This is a genomic window from Streptomyces sp. NBC_01390 (genome assembly GCF_045040105.1).
In the GTDB taxonomy this organism is placed as follows: domain Bacteria; phylum Actinomycetota; class Actinomycetes; order Streptomycetales; family Streptomycetaceae; genus Streptomyces.
This window is the reverse complement of the sequence record NZ_CP109551.1, coordinates 1319866-1339036: the sequence shown is the minus strand read 5'-3', so window position 1 is coordinate 1339036 and position 19171 is coordinate 1319866. Positions and strand designations below refer to the sequence as shown.

The 19171-nt window shown below is 69.7% G+C and carries 14 protein-coding genes; 3 read left to right on the top strand and 11 right to left on the bottom strand.

The genetic code is table 11. The features are described from left to right. Positions 1 to 188 precede the first annotated feature (188 nt). Genes OG241_RS05705 through OG241_RS05690 form a run of 4 tightly spaced genes read right to left on the bottom strand, consistent with a single transcriptional unit; the run spans position 189 to position 5311 of the window. On the bottom strand, positions 189 to 1010 hold the full coding sequence (locus OG241_RS05705; protein ID WP_405814040.1) for an ATP-binding cassette domain-containing protein: 822 nt from the start codon (positions 1008 to 1010) through the stop codon (positions 189 to 191). Further along, a complete protein-coding gene (locus OG241_RS05700) occupies positions 1007 to 2767 on the bottom strand; it encodes an ATP-binding cassette domain-containing protein (RefSeq protein WP_405814039.1) in 1761 nt (586 codons plus the stop codon). The genes OG241_RS05705 and OG241_RS05700 overlap by 4 nt, the downstream gene beginning before the upstream one ends. Next, positions 2764 to 3708 carry an ABC transporter permease gene (locus OG241_RS05695; RefSeq protein ID WP_405814038.1) on the bottom strand — a complete coding sequence of 315 codons (945 nt, stop codon included), beginning with the start codon at positions 3706 to 3708 and terminating at the stop codon, positions 2764 to 2766. Before OG241_RS05695 ends, OG241_RS05700 begins: the two co-directional genes overlap by 4 nt. Positions 3709 to 3718: 10 nt before the next feature. Then, positions 3719 to 5311: an ABC transporter substrate-binding protein gene (locus tag OG241_RS05690; protein WP_405814037.1), complete on the bottom strand. Its 1593-nt coding sequence runs from the start codon at positions 5309 to 5311 to the stop codon at positions 3719 to 3721. A gap of 426 nt (positions 5312 to 5737) precedes the next feature. Here OG241_RS05690 and OG241_RS05685 point away from each other — a divergent pair, with 426 nt between their 5' ends. Then, a complete protein-coding gene (locus OG241_RS05685; RefSeq protein ID WP_405814036.1) occupies positions 5738 to 6364 on the top strand; it encodes a TetR/AcrR family transcriptional regulator in 627 nt (208 codons plus the stop codon). Next, positions 6361 to 7158 (top strand): sugar phosphate isomerase/epimerase family protein, encoded by a 798-nt coding sequence (locus OG241_RS05680; protein ID WP_405814035.1) that lies wholly within the window; start codon positions 6361 to 6363, stop codon positions 7156 to 7158. Before OG241_RS05685 ends, OG241_RS05680 begins: the two co-directional genes overlap by 4 nt. Before the next feature lie 441 nt (positions 7159 to 7599). On the opposite strand, the gene OG241_RS05675 is transcribed toward OG241_RS05680, so the two are convergent. The 7 genes from OG241_RS05675 to OG241_RS05645 all read right to left on the bottom strand — a co-directional run bounded on the left by OG241_RS05675 (position 7600) and on the right by OG241_RS05645 (position 17897). Beyond that, on the bottom strand, positions 7600 to 10263 hold the full coding sequence (locus tag OG241_RS05675; RefSeq protein ID WP_405814034.1) for a family 78 glycoside hydrolase catalytic domain: 2664 nt from the start codon (positions 10261 to 10263) through the stop codon (positions 7600 to 7602). Positions 10264 to 10317: 54 nt separating this feature from the next. Then, positions 10318 to 11658 (bottom strand): MFS transporter, encoded by a 1341-nt coding sequence (locus OG241_RS05670; protein WP_405814033.1) that lies wholly within the window; start codon positions 11656 to 11658, stop codon positions 10318 to 10320. Between the two features lie 646 nt (positions 11659 to 12304). Continuing rightward, entirely contained in the window at positions 12305 to 14116 is a 1812-nt protein-coding gene (gene uidA, locus OG241_RS05665) for a beta-glucuronidase (protein WP_405814031.1), read from the bottom strand. A gap of 53 nt (positions 14117 to 14169) precedes the next feature. Next, positions 14170 to 14985 (bottom strand): SDR family NAD(P)-dependent oxidoreductase, encoded by an 816-nt coding sequence (locus tag OG241_RS05660; protein ID WP_405814029.1) that lies wholly within the window; start codon positions 14983 to 14985, stop codon positions 14170 to 14172. A gap of 26 nt (positions 14986 to 15011) precedes the next feature. After that, entirely contained in the window at positions 15012 to 16214 is a 1203-nt protein-coding gene (locus OG241_RS05655) for a family 1 glycosylhydrolase (RefSeq protein ID WP_405814028.1), read from the bottom strand. Positions 16215 to 16617: 403 nt separating this feature from the next. Further along, positions 16618 to 17232, bottom strand: a complete 615-nt coding sequence (locus OG241_RS05650) for a TetR/AcrR family transcriptional regulator (protein ID WP_405814027.1) — start codon at positions 17230 to 17232, stop codon at positions 16618 to 16620. 71 nt (positions 17233 to 17303) lie between these two features. After that, positions 17304 to 17897 (bottom strand): TetR/AcrR family transcriptional regulator, encoded by a 594-nt coding sequence (locus tag OG241_RS05645; protein WP_405814026.1) that lies wholly within the window; start codon positions 17895 to 17897, stop codon positions 17304 to 17306. Between the two features lie 416 nt (positions 17898 to 18313). Here OG241_RS05645 and OG241_RS05640 point away from each other — a divergent pair, with 416 nt between their 5' ends. Then, positions 18314 to 19150 (top strand): mycofactocin-coupled SDR family oxidoreductase, encoded by an 837-nt coding sequence (locus OG241_RS05640; protein ID WP_405814024.1) that lies wholly within the window; start codon positions 18314 to 18316, stop codon positions 19148 to 19150. The last annotated feature ends 21 nt before the right edge of the window (positions 19151 to 19171 follow it).

Here is a 19171-nt window from a genome sequence, read left to right as displayed (position 1 = left end):
CGTGGTCCAGCTCCTACGCCTTGCGTCCAACCGTGAGGCTCAGTGTGGCCAACTGGCGTGCTCTGTCGCACGTCGGCGTACGGCGGTTCGCCGGGAATCTCCGCACGTCTACTCGGGATCACCAACCGGCGGCGGTCGCGTTTCAGCAGGTCAGCGCATTCCGTCGGTTGGCCAGTGTTCGTTGACGGTCACGGCCGGAGGAGTTGCCGGGCCGCGCGCCGTCGACGCTGTTCGGCTGGGTTCGCGACCGGGGCAGCCAGCAACAGCTTCTGCGTATAGGGGTGTTCGGGACTCGTGGTGATGTCGCCGGCCGGTCCGGTCTCGACGATGTCGCCTCGGTGGATGACGCTCACGCGGTGGCTGATGTGCCGGATGACCGCGAGGTCGTGCGAGATGAACAGATAGGCGACGCCGGTGCGCCGCTGGATGTCGATGAGCAGATCGAGAACGCGGGCCTGGGTGGTGAGGTCCAGCGCGGAGACCGGTTCGTCGCAGACGATGAGCCGTGGGGCGGGCGCGAGGGCGCGGGCGATCGCCACGCGCTGCCGTTGACCGCCGCTGAACTCCCGCGGCAGCCGCTGCGAGGCGTCCTTCGGCAGTCCCACCTGGTCGAGCAACTCCGTGACCCGGGTCCGGGCCTCACTCGCCGCGGCACCCTGCACGATCAGCGGTTCGCTGAGGATGTCACCGATGGTGAGGGCTGGGTTCAGGGAGGAGTGCGGGTCCTGGAAGACCACCTGGATGTCCCGGGCCAGGGCGCGGCGCCTCTTTCGCCCGGCGTGGGTGATGTCGTGACCCTGGAATCGGACCGTGCCTGCGCTGGGTGCCACCAGGCCGAGCACGGAGCGGCCGATGGTCGTCTTGCCGGAGCCCGACTCGCCTACGACGCCCAGGGTCTCGCCCTGCCCCACGGTGAGCGACACGGAGTGCAGGACTTCGTGGGGGCGGGCCCGCAAGCCCCGCCCGGGGTAGGTGACGCGCAGGTCGTTCACCTCCAGCAGTGTGGTCATCGGGTCTCCGTTTCGAGCACGTCCGCGGGGGCGGCCGGCGGGTCGGTGCGCAGTGCGGTCTCGTCGAGGATCGCGTCCAGGAGTGTGCGCGTGTAGGGGTGCTTCGGCGTGGCGAACAGGTCTTCTGCCGTGCCGGTCTCGACGACCGTGCCCTCCCGCATGACGGCCACGCGGCCGCAGATGTCCGCGACCACGCCGAAGTTGTGGGTCACGAGCAGCACAGCCATGTTCATTTCCTGTTGGAGATCGCGCAGCAGATCGAGAATCTCCGCCTGGACGGTCACGTCGAGAGCGGTGGTCGGTTCGTCGGCGATGAGCAGCAGCGGGCGGCTCGCGACGGCACCCGCGATGAGGGCGCGCTGTGCCATGCCGCCGGAGATCTGGTGCGGGTAGGAGCGGAAGGTGCGCTCGGGGTCGGGTATGCCGACCCGGGCGAGGAGCGCCAGGATCTGTTCGCGGGCCTCGCCCCTCGACGTGGGCGTCGCCGCGCGCAGGCCCTCCACGAGCTGAGCGCCCACCGTGCAGGACGGGTCCAGGTTGGACATGGGTTCCTGGGGAACGTAGGCGATGGATGTACCTCGTACCGCACGCAGTTCGCGCTCGCTCAGGCCGAGCAGCTCGCGGCCGTCGAGGCGGATCGAACCGCGCGTGACGACCGCCTCGGCGGGCAGCACCCCGAGCGCGGCGAACGCGGTCTGTGTCTTGCCGGAGCCGGACTCGCCGACCAGGCCGAGGGTCTCCCCGGCTGCCACGCTCAGGGTGACGCCGCTGACGACCTCCTTCAGTTCACCGTCGGGGGCCGGGTAGGCGATCGCCAGGTCGTCGACGGTGAGCAGTCCGGTGACGGCGGCCCTTTCCGTGCCTGGCGGCCGGTACCCGGTGGCGGTCACGATACGGACCGGCTTGGGGCGCCCGCCCTCCAAGGCGTCCCGCAGCGCGTTCCCCAGGAGCACCAGCGAAGCCGTGATGATCCCGAGGACGAGGCTCGGCCACAGGAACTGAAGTGGCTCCTCGTACAGGTTGGTGAAGCCCTCGGAGATCATCGCGCCGAAGCTCGGCACGGTGTTCGAGCCCACACCCAGGAAGGCCAGGCCCGACTGGACGGCGATGGACGAACCGGCGAGGAATGCCGTGGCGATGATCACCGGGCCGCGCACCACGGTGAACACGTGCCGCCGCAGGATGCGGCGATCAGGAAGCCCCGAGACCCGGGCGGCGTCGACGTAGAGATCGTTCTTCACGCCGAGGACGAGGTTGCGTACGAGCCGGTAGATGCCGGGGGAGAGCAGGACGCCGAAGACGAGCATGGTGGCCCGGTAGTCGCCCTTGGTGACCGGCATCAGAATGATGAGTACGAGCAGTCCGGGGAACGTCATGATCAGGCTGAAGAGCCATTCGGTGGCGCCGCGGACCCGCTTCCCGAAGTAGCCACCGACCAGCCCGGACATGATCCCGATCGCGAGGGCGATGCTCGCGCCGATGAGCGCCGAGACCACGCTCGTGTTGATGGAGAACAACAGCCTGGCGAAGATGTCGCGGCCGCTCTTGTCCCCGCCGAGCAGGTAACCGTGGTCGCCTAGGCCGGCGTTGACGGCGTCCAGGTTCGCCTCGTTCGCACTGTGCTCGGTGAGGACGGGGGCGAGGAGCCCCAGCAGGACGACGACGATCAGCAGGCTCGCGCTGACGACGGCCTGCGGGTCGGCGATCAGGTGCCGGAGCGCCGAGCGGCGCCGCGCTTCCTTGTGGGTGGTGGTCAACGAGCCGTCCTCGCCTTCGGGTTGAGCCAGCCGCCCAGCAGGTCGACGACGAGGTTGACGACCACGACGAGCAGCACGCCGAAGAGACTGATGCCCATGATGATCGGCACGTCGCCCTGCAGGGAGGCGTTGAACGCGTACTGGCCGAAGCCCGGCAGCGCGAAGATCTGCTCGATGATCAGGGCCCCGCCGAGCATCTGGATGAACTCCAGGGACAACACCGTCAGGGCCGGACCCGCGGCGTTGCGCAGTGCGTGCCGCAGAACGATGGAGCGAGTCGGAATGCCCCGGGTGCGCAGGGTGCGGACGTAGTCCTTGCGCAGTTCGCCGATCATGGCGCCGCGGATCTGCGAGGTCAGGCTGGCGATCCCGCCCATCATCAGGGCGACCACCGGGATGGCGATGGAGCCGGCCCACCGGCTCGGGTTCTCGCTGAAGTTGGTGTATCCGGTGGCCGGGAACACGTGCAGCTTGATGGCCAGCACGTAGACCAGTGCGATGGCGACGAGCAGGCTCGGGACGAGGTAGCCGACCATCGCGGCGCCTTGTGCGAACCGGTCGACGGCGCCGCCGCGGGCGGCGGCGGCCACGCCGAGGGCGACGCTGATGAGGGAGGTGGCGAGCAACGCGACGACGACGATCGACAGGGTGACGCCGAGCCGGGCGGTGATGGCCGAGCGGACCGGTTCACTCGTGAAGTACGAGGTGCCGAGGTCGCCGCGGACCGCGTGCGCGAGCCAGTCGCCGTACTGCGCCGCCAATGGCCGGTCGAGGCCCATCTGCGCCTTCTGGGCGGCGATCTGGTGCGGGGTGGCGCCGTTGCCGAGGACGCTGCTCGCGACATCGTCGAAGGACGTGCTGAGCAGCGCGAACGTGATCATGGTCACCAGGACCGCGAGCACGAGGCCCGCGGTCAGACGACGCAGCACATAGAGCGTCATGGTGGCCTGCTCACCCGCCGGACTGCGCGGAGCCGGCCACGCCGAACTGGCGGATGGTGGCCATGGTGGAGGAGCCGTCGCCGAGGTAGGTGATGCCCTTCTGGGTGGCCCAGTCGGTGCCGAGGTAGAAGACGGGCGCCAGCCATGCCTGCTCGACGCCGAACTGGTTGATCTCCCGGTAGATCCCGGCGGACTTGGCGGGGTCGAGTTCCCGCGAGGCCCGGCCGAGCAGGTCGGTCAGCTTCGGGTCGGTGGAGCGGAAGACGTTGCGGAAACCGGCCGGGGTGTAGAAGCTGCGGGTCATGACGGCGTCGGAGGCGAGGCCTTCCACGAGCAGGAACATCGGGTACTTGCCCGAGGCGACGGCGGTGGTGGTCTGCTGCGCGGGCACCGGCTCCCAGGTCACCTTGACGCCGATGTCGGCGAGCGCCTGGGTGAAGATCGGCTCGAAGCTCTTGGTGAAGACGAGGCTCGGCATGGTGACGGAGAATCCCTTGGGGTAGCCGGCCTCGGCGAGGAGCTTCTTGGCCCCGGCGACGTCATAGGGGTAGAGCTTGTTGAGCGTTTCGTCGTAGGCCCCGCTCTGCGGGTTGAACAACTGGTCGGTGGCCTTGCCGGAGCCCCGCAGCATCTGTGTGACGATCTTCTGCCGGTCGAAGGACATGTTGATGGCCTTGCGCACGCGCAGGTCGCCGAGCGGCTTCAGCTTGCTGCCGGCGCGGTCGCCGAGTACGAGGAAGGCGCCTGCGGTGGCCTGCACGTGCGAGATCTGGAAGCCGGCCGCCTTGATCGCGGAGATCTGCGAGACGTCGACGGTACCGGCGTTGGTCTCGCCCGCCTTGAGGGCGTTGGCCGACGCGGTCGGGTCGGTGATCACGCGGATCTTGACCGTCTTGAACGGATATGCCTTCTTGTTCCAGTAGTCGTCGCGCTTCTTGAGGACGTAGACGGAGCCGTTGACCGTGGCCTTGGTGTCCAGGGTGTAGGGACCAGAGCCGACCGGGTTCAGGATGGAGCTCTTGGCAGCCATCGTCTTCGGGTCGCCGATCACGCCGGGCGACGTCGACAGCGCGGCGAGCAGTGAGGCATCGGGCTGCTTGAGCTTGATGAGGACCGTCGAGGTGTCGGGGGTCTCGACCGAGGAGACGGAAGCCAGCGACAGCTGGCTCTGCCCGGGTGTCGACCGGATCCGCTCCAGGGTGGCTTTCACGGCGTTCGCGTCGACGGGATCGCCCGAGCTGAACTTCATGCCCTGGCGGATCTTCAGCGTGAGCGCGCGACCGTCCTTGGAGTACGACCAGCTCTGAGCCGCGCCGGGGTGGAGTACGCCCTTGTTGTCCTGGAGAAGCAGCGTGTCGAAGATCGAGTCCCAGACGTAGGTCTGCTGGCCCTCGATGAGCTGGGCGGGGTCGAACGAGTTGGGTGTGCCGAGGATGGACAGCGAGAGGGTCGCGTCGGCGCCGGAGCTCGGCGTGGCGGCCGGGGTGCTGTCGCACGCGGCAGTGGCTGTTGCCAGCAGAACGACGCTCACAGCGGCGGCCAGTGCCTGCGAGCGCTGTCGTGGCCGTGGCATGGGCCGGGAATGCGAGAAGCGGATACGCATGGGCGGATTCCTTCGTCCTGGAACCTGAAGAGCCGAGGCCTTCGTCAGTGCGTCGGTGTGTGGGCGCGGTCATGCATGGGTGCACGAGTCGGCCGATGCACGTGTGGGGGTGTGCGGCGGAGCCCCGTGAGGCCGGCATGCGTGTGGTGAACAGGGACGGTGAGGCGGTCGCGGATCCGCCGGTGGGCCCCGTCACGCGAACAGTTACCACGTGGTTGAATTTCACTCGGAAGGTAAGCCTCGACGGAAGGCGCGGGAAGACGGGAAGCCTCGTTCGTAACCAAAGCGTTACCTGGCGCGAATTCGGCGCGCCCCGCCCCTTGTGCTCGCGACGGTCGCCGCACACACTCCGAGCAGACAGTGAAAATCTAATGCTTGGAAGGTTTTTGAGGGTGTGATGCGGGATCCGGGAAGAGGAAGCGCACAGTGACCCAGGCCAAGGCCCGCGGCCCGTACACCAAGACCCCTGCCAGACGGGCCGAGATCGTCCGGGCGGCTCGCGAGAGCTTCGCGGAACACGGCTTCACCAAGGCTTCGTTGCGCGACATCGCCGAACGAGCCGGCATCACCCACGCCGGGTTGCTGCATCACTTCCGCAGCAAGGACGACCTGCTGGCCGCCGTGCTGGCCGAACGCGACGCCGAGGAACGGCGGTACGCCGAGTCGCAGGTGTCCGACATGGACCATCTCGCGCCCTACCTCGGAGACATGCTGCGCCACCACCAGAAGGCCCCCGAACTGATGCGCCTGTGGATCGAGCTCGCGGCGGCCGCCTCACGTCCGGAGCACCCCGCGCACGGCTACTTCGCGCAGCGTTACGCCTGGGGACGCGATCAATTCGCCCGGGGCATGCTCGGGAAGGACGAACGCGGCGAACTCCACGCGGCGCTCTGCCCCGACCATGCGGCCACCCTGCTTCAAGCGGTGCTCAACGGCCTTCAGTTGCAATGGCTGCTCGACCAGGATCTCGACATCGTCGGCCCGATCCGGTCCTTCATGCGTATGACCTTCCCGACGACCCGCAGACCCGCAGAAACTGAGGAGGAAGCATGAGACCCGGCATCCTCGCCGTCCAGCTGTACAGCGTGATCGAGGCTCTGGAGGCCGACCGCCCCGGCACCCTCGCACGCCTTGCCGCGCTCGGCTTCCGCCATGTCGAGCCGTTCGCCCTCGGCCTGTGGAACACCCCTCCTGACGAACTGGCGTCCTCCGCACGCGCGTTGCGGGCAGATCTGGACGAGGTGAATCTCGGCGTCAGCTCGGTGCACATCGCTGTCTCGGCCGACAGCCAGGCGTCTGCGATCGAGACCTGCCGCATCCTCGGCACGGACACCGCCTTCGTGCCCATTCCGTGGCTCGTGGACGGCTTCGACGAGCGGGCCCTGGAGAGCCACGACGGCATACGTGCCTTCGCCGGACGTCTCAACGCGGCTGCACGGGAACTGGCCGGAGCGGGGATCCGGCTCGGGTATCACAACCACCACTTCGAATGGGCCCGACTGCCGGACGGCGCTCGCGCCTTCGACGTGCTGTGGGATCTGCTCGACCCCGAGGTCCTCGCCGAGGTTGACGTCTACTGGGCGGCCGTGGCCGGCCAGGACCCGGCCGAGGTCCTGGAACATCTCGGAGAACGCGCCGTGACCGCCCACCTCAAGGACGGCCCTGCCGAGCTGGACAGACCGCAGACGCCCATCGGGACCGGCGACATCGACATCCCGGCCGCCCTGCGTGCGGGCACCCATCTGCGGTGGCACATCACGGAGATCGACCGGACCGAAGGCGACCGCTTCGAACTGCTCGCGGCCAACCGCCAAGCCCTCCTGGCGGGCGGCCTGACCATCCCCTGACGTACTTCCGACTCCGCTGAAGCAAGTGGTTGTCGGCCAGGCACGCCATCTGTCCCCCCGGCTGCCCGAGCGCCGAGAAGCCGGACGGCAGGATCTCAGGTCGCTACCGGCCCGGCCGCGCTCGTGCGTGACCGGCCGACGCCGTGGTACCCGGGGGACGGATGTGACCGCCCGCCCCCAGGCTGGTGTTGGCAGTGCGCCCGCGGTCGTACGGCACCGACGAAAGCGACGCGCGCGTCGGCGCGGACGGGTGTCGCGGGATGACGGCGCCCGGCGGCCGATCGGGACGGCTCCATGTCCGACGGCGGAGACGTCACCGCGCATCACGCGGGGCTGGGCGCCGACCGGGCCGATCAGCGCTCTCCAACGCGTTCCGCTGGACCGCGGTGGGTGCGAGGAGCCGTCAGATCCTGGCTGTGGGAGCCGGTCGGCTCAATCCTTTCAATCCTTCTCCCGCATACGCCGGGTGGCACTGAAACTGCCGCAGCCGAGGGGCCCCACATCGGTGCCGTCGGGGAAGACGATGCGCGCTGTGGTGGCCGGTGGGACGTCGACCGTGATGGTCAGCAGGTCTCCGTCCGTCCGCCACTCGACGGCGATCGTGCCCTGCGGGGACTCGTGGGTGCCCCGGGCCCAGGGAACGGACGGGTGCGGGACGGGCGCGACCTCGAAGGACTCCCAGGCGATCGATCCGGGTGGCTGACGCAGTCCGAGGGTGTGGGTGTGCAGGAAACGGATCACCGCGCCCTTGCTGTAGTGGTTGAGGGAGTCGTGGGCGGTGCCGGTCTCGTCGACGCCCTCCCAGTCCTCCCAGACGGTGGTCGCGCCCCGGTCGAGCATGTACAGCCAGGAGGGTGCGGTGCGCTGGAGGAGCAACTCGTAGGCGATGCCGGAGTGTCCGGTGTCGGCGAGGACCGGCAGCAGATCGCCGGTCGCGAGGAACCCGGTGGTGAGGTGGGTGCCGGCCGCGCGGATCAGGTCGACCAGACGCGCGGCTGCGGCTTCGCGCAGCGCGTCGGGAACCAGTCCGAGGTTCAGCGCGCGCACATAGCAGGCTTGGGTGTCGCCCGTGGTACGTCCGTCGGGTGAGAGGAACTCGGTGCGCCAGGCGTCGCGGATCCGCTCGGCGGTCGCGGCGTAGCGGTCCGCCTCCTCGATGCGGCCCAGCACCCGCGCGATGCGGGCGAGGGTCGCCGTCGAGCGGTACAGGAACGCCGTGCCGATCTCGCCCTTGTCCGCCATGAACCAGGCGACGGGGTCGCTCTGGACGGGGTCGATGCGCGTGCCGTCGGCCGCCTTCGTCTTCGGCTCGGTCCACTCGCCCCAGTGGAAGGAGCCGTCCCAGAGGTACTGTTCGTGCGGCAGCGGCTCGGGCGTGCGTTCGACGCGGGTGTGGTGGCGGGCGGTGCGGGCGGTGTCGAGCGCCCACTCCACCCAGCGGACCATCGCCGCCCAGTTCTCGGCGAGGGCCTCCCGGTCGCCGTACGACTCGTAGAGCTCCCACGGGACGGCGACGACGGCGTCTCCCCACCCGGCCGAGCCGGTCATCATGGCGAACTGGTCGTCGAGGTGGTGCTTGATACGGCGTCCGTCGGGCGAGAAGTTGGCGATCCGACCGTCGGGCAGCTGGTCGTCGCGGACGGAGCGCAGCCACTTGCGGCTGAAACCCAGGACGTCGTACAGGCGCGTCGCGGTGGGTGCGAAGACCTGGTAGTCGCCGGTCCAGGCGAGCCGTTCGCGGGTAGGGCAGTCGGTCGGCACGTCGACGGCGTTGCCGCGAAAGCTCCAGTCGGCGATGGCGTGGAGGCGCTCGAGGTCTTCGTGGCCGCAGACGAAGGTGCCGGTGCGGCGCAGGTCGGAGTGGACGACCCGCATGACGAGGCTCGCCGGGTCGAGTGGGGCGCCGTCACGGCGAACGCGGGCGTAGCGGAAGCCGTGCACGGTGTGGCGCGGCTCGAACGTCTCCCCGCCGCCCGCGGAAACGGCCTCGTCGCGTTGGACGAAGGGGATCGGCGCCTGGCCCGGCCGGTTCGCGTCCAGGTGATCGGTCGTCAGATCGCCGTCGGCTCCGACGTGTTCGCCGTAGTCGATGACGGTACGGGTCCCGGCCGGTCCGAGATCGCTGAGGCTGATCCAGCCGGAGGCGTTCTGGCCGAAGTCCGCGATCCACAGCCCGTCCTTGAGCTGCTGGACCGACCGGGCAGGGTGCGACTCCACGATCCGCACCGGCGGTGCCGGCGACCATGTGATCGCGGGTGCCTCCACCTGGTCCGCGAGGACGGGCTGTTCGGCGCCCGGTCCGACCCGGAAGTCGGTGGTCTGCCCGTCCATGAGGTCGGCCCGGGTGATGCCCGACTCCACGCTCGTCCACGTCCCGTCGGTGCGCACGACCTGCCGCGCGCCGTCCTCGTACACGAGGTGCAGCTCGGCCCGCGCGCCAGGCACCGTGCCCCAGCCGGCCGGCTGGCGGAAGGCGCCCACCTGGCCCCGGTACCAGCCGTCGGACAGCAGGATCTCGATCCGGTTGTCGCCCGTGACGACGGCGGCCGTCACGTCGTACGCCTGGGCGTGGAGCGTGCGGTCGTAGGAGGTGGACCCGGGCGAGAGTTCGGCGGTTCCGGCCCGCTCGCCGTTGACGTACGCCTCGTACACCCCGAGCGCTGTGGCGTACAGCCGTGCCGAGCGCACCCCGATCCGCACCGGGAACCGGGCCGACAGCACGTACGCGGGCCGTCTGCCGTATCCGCGATCCGCGGACTCGGTGGGACTGATCCAGTGCGCCCGCCAGTCGGCGTCCAGCAGACCGCTCTCGAAGGCGTGCCACTGCGACCAGGGCGGGTTGCCCTCGGTGGCGAGCGCCCGGACCCGCCAGGCGACCCGGCGACCGCTGTCCAGCGCCGCCCACGGCCAGGGGACGAGCCGGTGTCCGTCCACAGCGGTGGTCACGGTGGGCCGCGCTTCGCCGTCGACGGTGCACTGCACCTCGTAGGCCATCGGCTGCGCCGTGTCCGACGGCGGCTTCCACGACAGCCGGGGCGTGGGCCCGGACACGGGAAAGTCGTCCCCGCCGCTGTCGATTCCAAGGTCGTACGGTGCGTCGCGCATTCTGTGCCTTCTCGGAACTCGGTGGAATCTCGGAGGGGACGGCCGGGAGGCGGTCTATCGGACCGACCTGATCCTGAACCTGACGATGAGGCCACCGACCAGGGCCAGGACCGCGCCGAGCAGGTAGAGCTGGGTGTAGTTCTTCTCACCCTCGGCGCTGACACCCAGGGTGATGACAAGCGGGGCGATCAACGGGGCGACGGCGCTGGGGATCTTCTGTGCGAAGCCGACGACGGCGAGGTACCGGCCCGCCTGGGCCCGGTCCGGCAGGACCGCGAACACGATCGCCTGGTCGACGGCGCTGAACACGGCGATGGCGAACTGCATCAGCACCGCACCGACGACCAGTTGGGGCAGTGAGCGGGCGAACGCCTCGGTGACGGCGCCGGCGACGAACACCGTGGAGCCGATCAGGGCGAACAGCTTGCGCCTGCCGAGCTTGTCGGAGAGGAAGCCGCCCCCGATGGCGCCGCCCGCCGCGGCCGCCACGCCGATGGTGCCGATGACCGCCACGATCCCGGCGACCTCCTTGACCGGCAGGTCGAGCCGTTGCGCGTAGAAGAAGGTGCCGAAGGTGGTGTTGAAGTACAGGCCCATGAAGAAGACGAAGCGGCCGAGCCAGTTCCAGCCGAAGTCCGGGTACTTGCGTGGGTTGAAGCCGTAGCTGGCGACCATGCCCTTCAACGTCACACCGCTGCTGTGCACCAGCGCGCGGGAGTCGCCCTCGGGCTTCAGTACAGGGAAGAGCACCACCATGGCGGCACCCAGCACGCCCGGGACCAGGAACACCAGGAACGTGCTGGAGGCCACCGCGTACGCGAGGCCGATGCCGAGCACCGGGGCGATCTGGGTCATGACGCTGGTCAGGGCGGAGACCCGGCCCCGCTGCTCCTCAGGCACCCGGTCCGCCTGGATGTTCTGGATCGCCTGCCCGGCGGTCGCCCAGCCGATCATGCCGACCACCCAGGCCAGGCCCAGCAGAACGACCGACGGCGCGAAGGCGACCCCGACGAGCGCGGTGGTGCCGAGCAGGGCACCGCCGATCATGAAGGGGGTACGACGGCCGAGCCGGGAACGCGTGCGATCGCTCCACAGGCCGATGAGAGGGCTGAGGACCAGGTAGACGAACTGGGCGGACCCGGTGACGTAGCCGAGCCGCTCCTCGTGCCCGGGTGCGAGGTCGTCGATTCGCACGGCGAGGGAGTAGGCGAGGGGGACCATCAGGGCCAGGGAGCCACCGAAGCTGGCGATCATCAGCCAGACCAGGTAGCCCCGTGCGACCCGCTGCAGCGGCGGTGCCTCGACCTCGGGCGGGGCGGGAGCCTGGTCGGTTTCCTGCCGTGCGGCCGTGGATGGGGGATGCACCACCCTGACGTCCCGGTCGTCGTGAGGCATGAGGACTCCTTTGTCACATGGTCGCGGGGCGCGGCGGCAACCGACGCGGGGAGGGAGGGGCCGGAGGCTGGGCGCCTCGCCCGTGGCGGTTGCGCGAGAAGTGCCGGTCGGCGCCGGTGCGGAGAGATATGGAGGTGGGCCGGGAGGACTCGCCGAACGGGGCCCGCCCGTGCTCGGGGCGCACGCGAGTCGGCCGACCGGCCGCATGGTGGGGCGGTATTCAGCGGCAGTCGCCGTGGTGGAACGGCTGTTCGGTCAGGTTCGGCAATGAGCGGCGGGTGGGGAGAGCGAAGCGGTTCCGGCCGCAGGGCCGGCGGCGGTACGGTCGGCGCCCCACCGCCGACCGGTCCCGATACGGCGTGGTGCTGAGCCCTGCCGCTCATGGTGAGGGCGGATGGTGCCCGCCCGCACGCTCGTCGGGCCGTGTCAGCGTCGACGTGGCGAGGGTACGGACGGGGACGTCATGTCGGCAGAGCGGCGGCATACCCCGCGCCGCGGGGTCCGCGCAGTCGGCGGCCGGTTCGGTGCGGTGTGCCGGCGTGGATCGTCCGTGCACGGCGGGAAGCGGTGGGGTGGGGGACGGGCCGGCGGCTTCCCGGTCGTCGCGCCAGGGAGGAATCCGTGTCCTACGGGCGAGTGCGGTGTGTCAGTCGGTCGCGGGCAGTCCAGGCTTGCGGCCGTCCAGGCCCTGCCAGCGGCGGCGCAGGGCGAACGCGGCCGTTTTCGGCTTCCGGTCGCGGGAGAACACACCCTTCTTGTTGCCGTCGACACGGTGGATGCCGGGCGAGGTCTGGAAGTCGGCGAAGTTCCACACGTGCTCGCCGACGAACTCGGGGATGCGGTCGAAGACGCGGTGGTACATGGCGAGGAAGTCGCTCTGGTACTCCTCGCTCCACGGGGCGTCCCAGACGGAGTGCAGGCCGGGCTGGGTGTCGGCGCCGTACTCGGACATCATGACGGGCTTGCCGAAGCGCTGGACCCAGCCGCGCAGGTCCTGCTCCAGGTATCCCTCTGAGGTCGCGAGGTCGCCGGTGAACAGGTACCAGCCGTAGTAGCGGTTGATGCTCAGGACGTCGAACAGGTCGCCGATCTGGTCGTTCTGCGGTGTCGCGAACATGACCGCGGAGTAGGTGAGGGGGCGGGTCGGGTCGAGTTTGCGGGTCAGTTCGACCAGCGGCTCGAAGTACTCGCGGGCGCCGTCCTCGTTGGAGGCGGGTTCGTTGGCGAGCGACCACATCACCACGCTCGGGTGGTTCTTGTCCCGTTCGATCAGCTCTCGCAGGTGCTGGGCGTGGACGTCCCGGGTGGTCCCGCCGAAGTTCTCCGGCGCGAAGGTCGGGGTCGGGGGCACGCCGGTCAGTCCGCCCTGGACGCCCAGGTTGAGGCCGACGGCGGCGGTCTCGTCGATGACGACGATGCCCTGCCGGTCGGCGAAGTCCAGAACTTCTTCGGCGTAGGGGTAGTGGGAGGTGCGGAAGGAGTTGGCGCCGGTCCACTGCATGAGCTGGAAGTCGTGGACGAGATAGGCGTCGTCGTGGCCCTTGCCGCGGACCGGGGTGTCCTCGTGCTTGCCGAATCCGGTGAAGTAGAACGGCTCCCCGTTGATGAGGAAGTCGGTGCCGCGTACCTCGACGGTCCGCACACCGAAGGGCTGGCTGTAGCTGTCCACTGTCTCGCCGTTCACGGCCAGTTCCACGACGAGGTCGTAGAGGTAGGCCGCGCCCGGTTGCCAGAGGGTGACGTCCTCGATGCGCAGGACACCCTCGTGGCCCGATCCCTCCGCGACGGTCCGGCCGGCCTCGTCCAGCGCGCGCACCCGCACGGCGGCCGTCTCGGCGTGCACACCGGCGCTCTCCACGCGGTAGCCGACGGTGCCGGCCGAACCGTCCCGCCCGGTGACGACGGTGACATCCCCGACGAACGTCGTCGGCGTGCTGTAGAGGCGGACCGGGCGGGCGATGCCCGCGTAGTTGTAGAAGTCGTGCAGATATGACTGCCGCTCGCGGCCGTCGGAGCCGGTCGTGACGGTGCCGGGCGGGATGGTCAGGTTCGTCAGCCGGTTGTCGACGCCGACCGTCAGCCGGAACGCGGCGCCCGGCTCGACGATGCCGGTCAGGTCCGCCTCGAACGGTGTGTAGCCGCCGCTGTGCTCGGCCACGAGTAGTTCGCCGACGTAGACCTGCGCGGCATGGGTGACGGACCCGAAGCGCAGGAGCACGCGTTCGCCGGTCCAGCCGCGCGGCACGCGCACGTCGCGCTGGTACCAGACGACTCCGACGTGGTCACGGATCTCAGGGTCCGTGAACAGGTCGTTGTAGCTGGCGGGCACGGGGACTTCGAGCGGCGGGGCGAGGCGCGAAGCCCACGGGGCGGCGCCGGCCCGGGTGCCGAGAGCGAACCGCCACAGTCCGTCGAGGCCGACGAGATCGCGGGTAGGGGTGGTGCGGGTCGAGAGCATGGAGTTCCTGCCGGGTGCTCGGTGGGGTCGGGGTGGTCGGGGCGGCGCGCCGGTCACACGGTTTCTCCGGCGTCCGCGAGGAGAGTGCTGCCCGTCATGAAGGCCGAGAGGTCGCTGGCGCAGAACAGCACCACCCGAGCGACGTCGTCGGGCACGCCGAGCCGGCCGAGCGGGCCCGGCTGCATCACGGACATGATCGTCTCGGAGTCCACCCCGGCCGCGGCGGCTGCCGCCAGGTTGCCCTCGGTAGGCACGAACGTCGGTGCGACGCCCAGCACGCGGATGCCGAACGGGGCGAACTCCAGGGCGAGTTGCCGGGTGAGGCCGCGCGCCGCGTGCTTGGAGCCGACGTAGGCGGCGAGGCCGGGGGCCGTGCCACGGAACCCGGCCGTGGAGACGACGTTGACGATGACGCCCCCGCTCCCGGCCTCGCTCATCCGGCGTGCGGCTTCCCGGGAGCCGAGGAAGACCCCGCGGGTGTTGACGGCGAACACCTCGTCGAAGGCCTTGTCGGACATCTCCAGGGCGGGGACGCTGGGGAAGATCCCGGCGTTGTTCACCCAGATGTCGATCCCGCCGAGTTCCCGGACGGCGAAGTCAGCGGTGGCCACGACGCTGTCGGACTCGGTGACGTCCAGGTGGGCGGAGAGCGCACGGCCCGGGCCCCGGGCGCCGAGGTCCGCGGCGACGGCGGCGGCGAGCTCGCCTTGGATGTCGGCGACGAGCACATCCGCTCCCGCTTCGGCCAGCCGCTCGGCGACGGCCCGGCCGAGCCCCTGGCCCGCGCCGGTCACGACGGCACGCCGACCGGCCAGCGAGACGAGTTCGGCCAGGGATTTCGACGAGACGTCGGGTACGGATACCTGCATGGCGTGTCCTCCGTGCGTCGGTGTGGTCAGATCCGGCCGCGGCGGGCGGTCTCGCCCAGCCAGGCCAGCGAGGGCTTGGGGCGGCGCTCGAACGTCTCGCGGTCGACCGCGATCAGGCCGAATGTCGGTGCCCAGTGGCCCCACTCGTAGTTGTCGAGCAGGCTCCAGTGCAGATAGCCGCGGACGTCCACCCCGTCGGCGACCGCCTTGCCGAGATGCTCCAGGGCCTCGCCGGTGTAGGCGATGCGGCGGGTGTCGTCGCCGGTGGCGATGCCGTTCTCGGTGACGAGGATCGGCAGTCCGCCGGTGACCTCGGCGGTGTGCCGTACCGCGATCGCGAGGGCGTCGGGCCGGTAGGCGCTTCCCACCAGCGTGTTGTCCGGATGCGGCGGGTACGGCTCGATGCCGTCCGGGCCGACCCACTGACTGGAGTACGACTGCGCACCCACGAAGTCGTCACCGCGCGCTCCCTCGAGGTAGAGGTCCTCCCAGGTGTGCTCCAGTTCCCGCTTCTTGTCCTCCGCACCGGGACGGGCGACGAAGGCGCGGTTGGCGACCGTCCAGCCGACCCTGGCGCCGGTGTGCTCGCGCAGCACCGTTCGCGCGGCGTGGTGCGCCTCGACGAGCCGCGCGCCGATGGCCGGGTCGGGGGCAGGGAGAGGCGGACGTGGGCCCTCGTTGTCGAGAGTGGGACTCTGCCACTCCCCGTCGGCCTGCGGGTTCTGCATGGCCCGCGCCATGCCGACCATGATGGCCAGCATGTTCGGCTCGTTCATGGTCACGACCCACTCGACGCCGTCGAGGATCGGCGCGACCGTCTCGACGTAGTTCCGGAACCTGTCGACCGCGCGTTCGCCGAGCCAGCCGCCCTCCTGGGTGAACCAGAGCGGGCTGGTGAAGTGGTGCAGGGTCACTACCGGGGTCAGGCCGAGCTCGAAGGCCGTCTCGATCATCCGCCGGTAGTGGGCGAGTTCGGCGCGCGAGACCATGCCGGGGACGGGCTCGATGCGAGCCCATTCGATGCCGAAGCGGTAGGCGTTGAGCCCGGCGTCCTTGAGGAGCCGCATGTCCTCGCGGTACCGGTGGTAGCTGTCGCAGGCGTCGCCGCTGCGTTCCATGCCCGGGATGCGCCCCTCGTTCGCCCAGAAGTCGCTGTTGAGGTTGTTGCCCTCGATCTGGTGCGGTGCCGTGGATGCGCCCCAGAGGAATCCGGGAGCGAGTTCGGTCATCGTCGACTGCCTTCCTGCGTGGCGGGAGTGACGGCTCTGGCGGCGCTCGGGCCGCCGAGGATTTTCTGCATGCCCGGGTGACCGGGAGCGCGGGCGTGGGGTGTGGGCTCGGCAGTGGTCGCGTCCGAGCGCCAACTCTTACCATGCGGTTGGTTTTCGCTGGAACGTTAACCGGGATCCCGAGGGAGGCAAGGCTGCGGGACGGTTTCGTAACCTGAGCGTTACATACGCGGGCAGGCCTCGGCCCGTCGATCAGGAGGCCCGAGCCTGGTCAGGCGCTCGTTCGCGGGTCGATCGACGCTCGACCCGCCGGTGCGGGTCGCCTGGTCTCCGGCCGCGGCCGGGATCGTTCAGGGCCGCGTGATCGCCGTGGGCGTCGGGCCGGGTCTGACGTGCGCGCTGTTCAGCCGGCGTCCGAGGTGTCGTCCTGGTCGAACAGCAGCCTCGCGAAGTCCGTGACCGGTCCCACGATGTCGAGGTCCTGGTCGAGGACCCACTGCAACTGGAGCCCGTTGAGCACGGCTTGGAAGAGAACCGCGGCGCTCTCGGGACTGAGGCCCTCGCGGAGCCTGCTGCGGGCCGCCTCGTCGGGGAATCCGTCGACGAACTGCGCGCGGCTACGGTCGTACCGTTCCGCGAAGTAGCCGTGGGCGGGGTGATCCGGCCGGGAGGCCGCCGCCGCGAGCTCGATCCACAGGCGCATCAGCTCGGGGGCCTTCTGGTGGTGGCGGACGAGCCCAGCGAGGTAGGGGCCGAGCTGGTCGGGCCGTTCGACCGTGTCCAGGCCCTGCTGCCACTCCTCGGCGTCACGGTCGGCGAGCACCTCGGCGAGGAGTTCGTCCTTGTTGTGGAAGTGGTGCAGGAGTCCGGCGTGGGTGATGCCGGCCCGTTCGGCGATGTCGCGCAGGGATGCCTTGGCGTAACCGTGCTCGGCGAAGCTGTCGCGTGCCGCGCGGACGATCTCCGCCCGGCGGGCCGCTGTCTTGGCGTACGGTCCACGCGACTTTGCCTGATCCACGATGTGCTCACCCTCCTCGACGACGCGAACCCAAGATCTACCACTTGTCGGAACGCGATTCGCGCGCACCCTCAGGTGTCCGCAGCGCTGCCCTCGTAGCGCTGGAGGAACTGTTCCACGAAGGTGAGAGCCTCCGCGTGACGGGCCGTCATGCCCATGGTGTTCTCCAGCATGATGATCCGGCCCAGGGCGTTGGTCAGCATCAGCAGCACGGCCGGGGACATCTCGGGCGGCAGCTCGACGCCCGTCTCCGCGAGGCGGCGGGTGAGCGCCGCCAGCTGTGCCTCGCGGTAGCGTTCGGCGCGAGCGGCGAGTTCGGACCTGATCTCCTTGCGGTGATTGGCCAGTGCGGTGAACTCCGTGGTCAGCGCGTTGCCCGGATGGCTGTTGAGACGCCACAGAGTGCGCAGCGGCTGTGGCCCGTCCAGCAGGCTGATCTGCCGCTCCAGCTCTTCGTCGCCCCGTCGGCGCATTACGGCGAGGAAGAGGTCGTCGAGGGTGTGGAAGTAGTACAGCACCAGAGCGGGCGCGACCTCTGCCTCGCGCGCCACCCGGCGCACGCCCACGGCGGCGTACCCCTCCTGGAGCATGAGCCGCTCGGTGACGTCGAGCAGGACCTGGCGCGTCTTGGAGTTCTCGGAGCCCATACGGCGAGGTGCGGTCATGCCGGTCATTGTCCTTGACGGCGCCCCGGGAGCGCTGTTAAACAGTTGTTCAGGGATCGAGTTAAACACTCGTTCAGCATGGACGGAGGTTCAAGCCATCGGGCGGTTCGCGGAGGATCCGGCTGCCGAACTCGCCGCGGCCGAGCCAGGGTTCGAGCAGTCGGCCGGATCCCTCAGCATCGGGTCGACGGTCTCCTTGTCGCCGCATCGCAGCACCATGCCGTACCCGTCGGCCCCCTGGACGCGGTGGCCGGTGAAGCCCTCGAACGTGGCGCCGCAGCGGCCACCGCACTGTTACTTCTCGCGTCCGTTCTGCGCGGCCCCCCCGCGCGGCTTGGTGACCAGGCCTCCCCGCCACCGTCACCGCGCCACATCACCTCATCTCACCTCACCTCACCCATGAATCGAGGTCAGTCATGCCCGGACGAGTCGAAGGCAGAGTCGCCTTCATCACCGGAGCCGCCCGCGGTCAGGGCCGCAGTCATGCCGTGCGGCTGGCAGAGGAAGGCGCAGACATCATCGCGGTGGATGTCTGCAAGCAGCTCGACGGTGTCACCTTCCCCATGTCCACGCCCCAGGACCTTGACGAGACCGTCAACCAGGTCCAGAAGCTCGGCCGTCGCATACATGCGGTGCAGGCGGATGTACGTGACCACGACGCGCTCAAGGCCGCGGTCGACGACGGTGTCAGGGAGTTCGGGCGTCTGGACATCGTGGTCGCCAACGCAGGGCTCGGCAGCGACGGCGCCACGCTCGAAGCGATGGACGAGAAGACCTGGCGCGACATGATCGACGTCAACCTGACCGGTGTGTGGCTGTCCACCAAGGTGTCGACCCCGCACATCGTGGCCGGCGGCCGGGGTGGCTCGGTCGTGCTGACGAGTTCCGTCGGCGGCCTCAAGGGCTACGCGAACATCGGCCACTACATCGCCGCCAAGCACGGCGTGGTGGGGCTGATGCGCACGCTCGCAGGGGAGTTGGGCGCCCAGGGCATCCGGGTCAACAGCCTGCACTCGACCCAGGTCAACACGCCGATGGTGATGCATGAGGGCACCTACCGGATGTTCCGTCCCGACCTGGAGAACCCCACCGCCGCCGACTTCGCGGCCGTCTCGCAGAGCATGCACATGCTTCCCACTCCCTGGGTGGAGTCGCTGGACGTCAGCAACGCCGTCCTCTTCCTCGCTTCCGACGAGGCCCGTTTCATCACCGGCGTGACGCTGCCCATCGACGCCGGCGCCCTACTCAAGTGAGCCGCACAGGAGAGGAGTTGT

Coding starts and splice junctions, on each gene's coding strand:
- OG241_RS05705 (WP_405814040.1), bottom strand. CDS start 1,010: ATGACCACACTGCTGGAGGTGAACGACCTGCGCGTCACCTACCCCGGG.
- OG241_RS05695 (WP_405814038.1), bottom strand. CDS start 3,708: ATGACGCTCTATGTGCTGCGTCGTCTGACCGCGGGCCTCGTGCTCGCG.
- OG241_RS05690 (WP_405814037.1), bottom strand. CDS start 5,311: ATGCGTATCCGCTTCTCGCATTCCCGGCCCATGCCACGGCCACGACAG.
- OG241_RS05680 (WP_405814035.1), top strand. CDS start 6,361: ATGAGACCCGGCATCCTCGCCGTCCAGCTGTACAGCGTGATCGAGGCT.
- OG241_RS05675 (WP_405814034.1), bottom strand. CDS start 10,263: ATGCGCGACGCACCGTACGACCTTGGAATCGACAGCGGCGGGGACGAC.
- OG241_RS05670 (WP_405814033.1), bottom strand. CDS start 11,658: ATGCCTCACGACGACCGGGACGTCAGGGTGGTGCATCCCCCATCCACG.
- uidA (WP_405814031.1), bottom strand. CDS start 14,116: ATGCTCTCGACCCGCACCACCCCTACCCGCGATCTCGTCGGCCTCGAC.
- OG241_RS05660 (WP_405814029.1), bottom strand. CDS start 14,985: ATGCAGGTATCCGTACCCGACGTCTCGTCGAAATCCCTGGCCGAACTC.
- OG241_RS05655 (WP_405814028.1), bottom strand. CDS start 16,214: ATGACCGAACTCGCTCCCGGATTCCTCTGGGGCGCATCCACGGCACCG.
- OG241_RS05645 (WP_405814026.1), bottom strand. CDS start 17,897: ATGACCGCACCTCGCCGTATGGGCTCCGAGAACTCCAAGACGCGCCAG.
- OG241_RS05640 (WP_405814024.1), top strand. CDS start 18,314: ATGCCCGGACGAGTCGAAGGCAGAGTCGCCTTCATCACCGGAGCCGCC.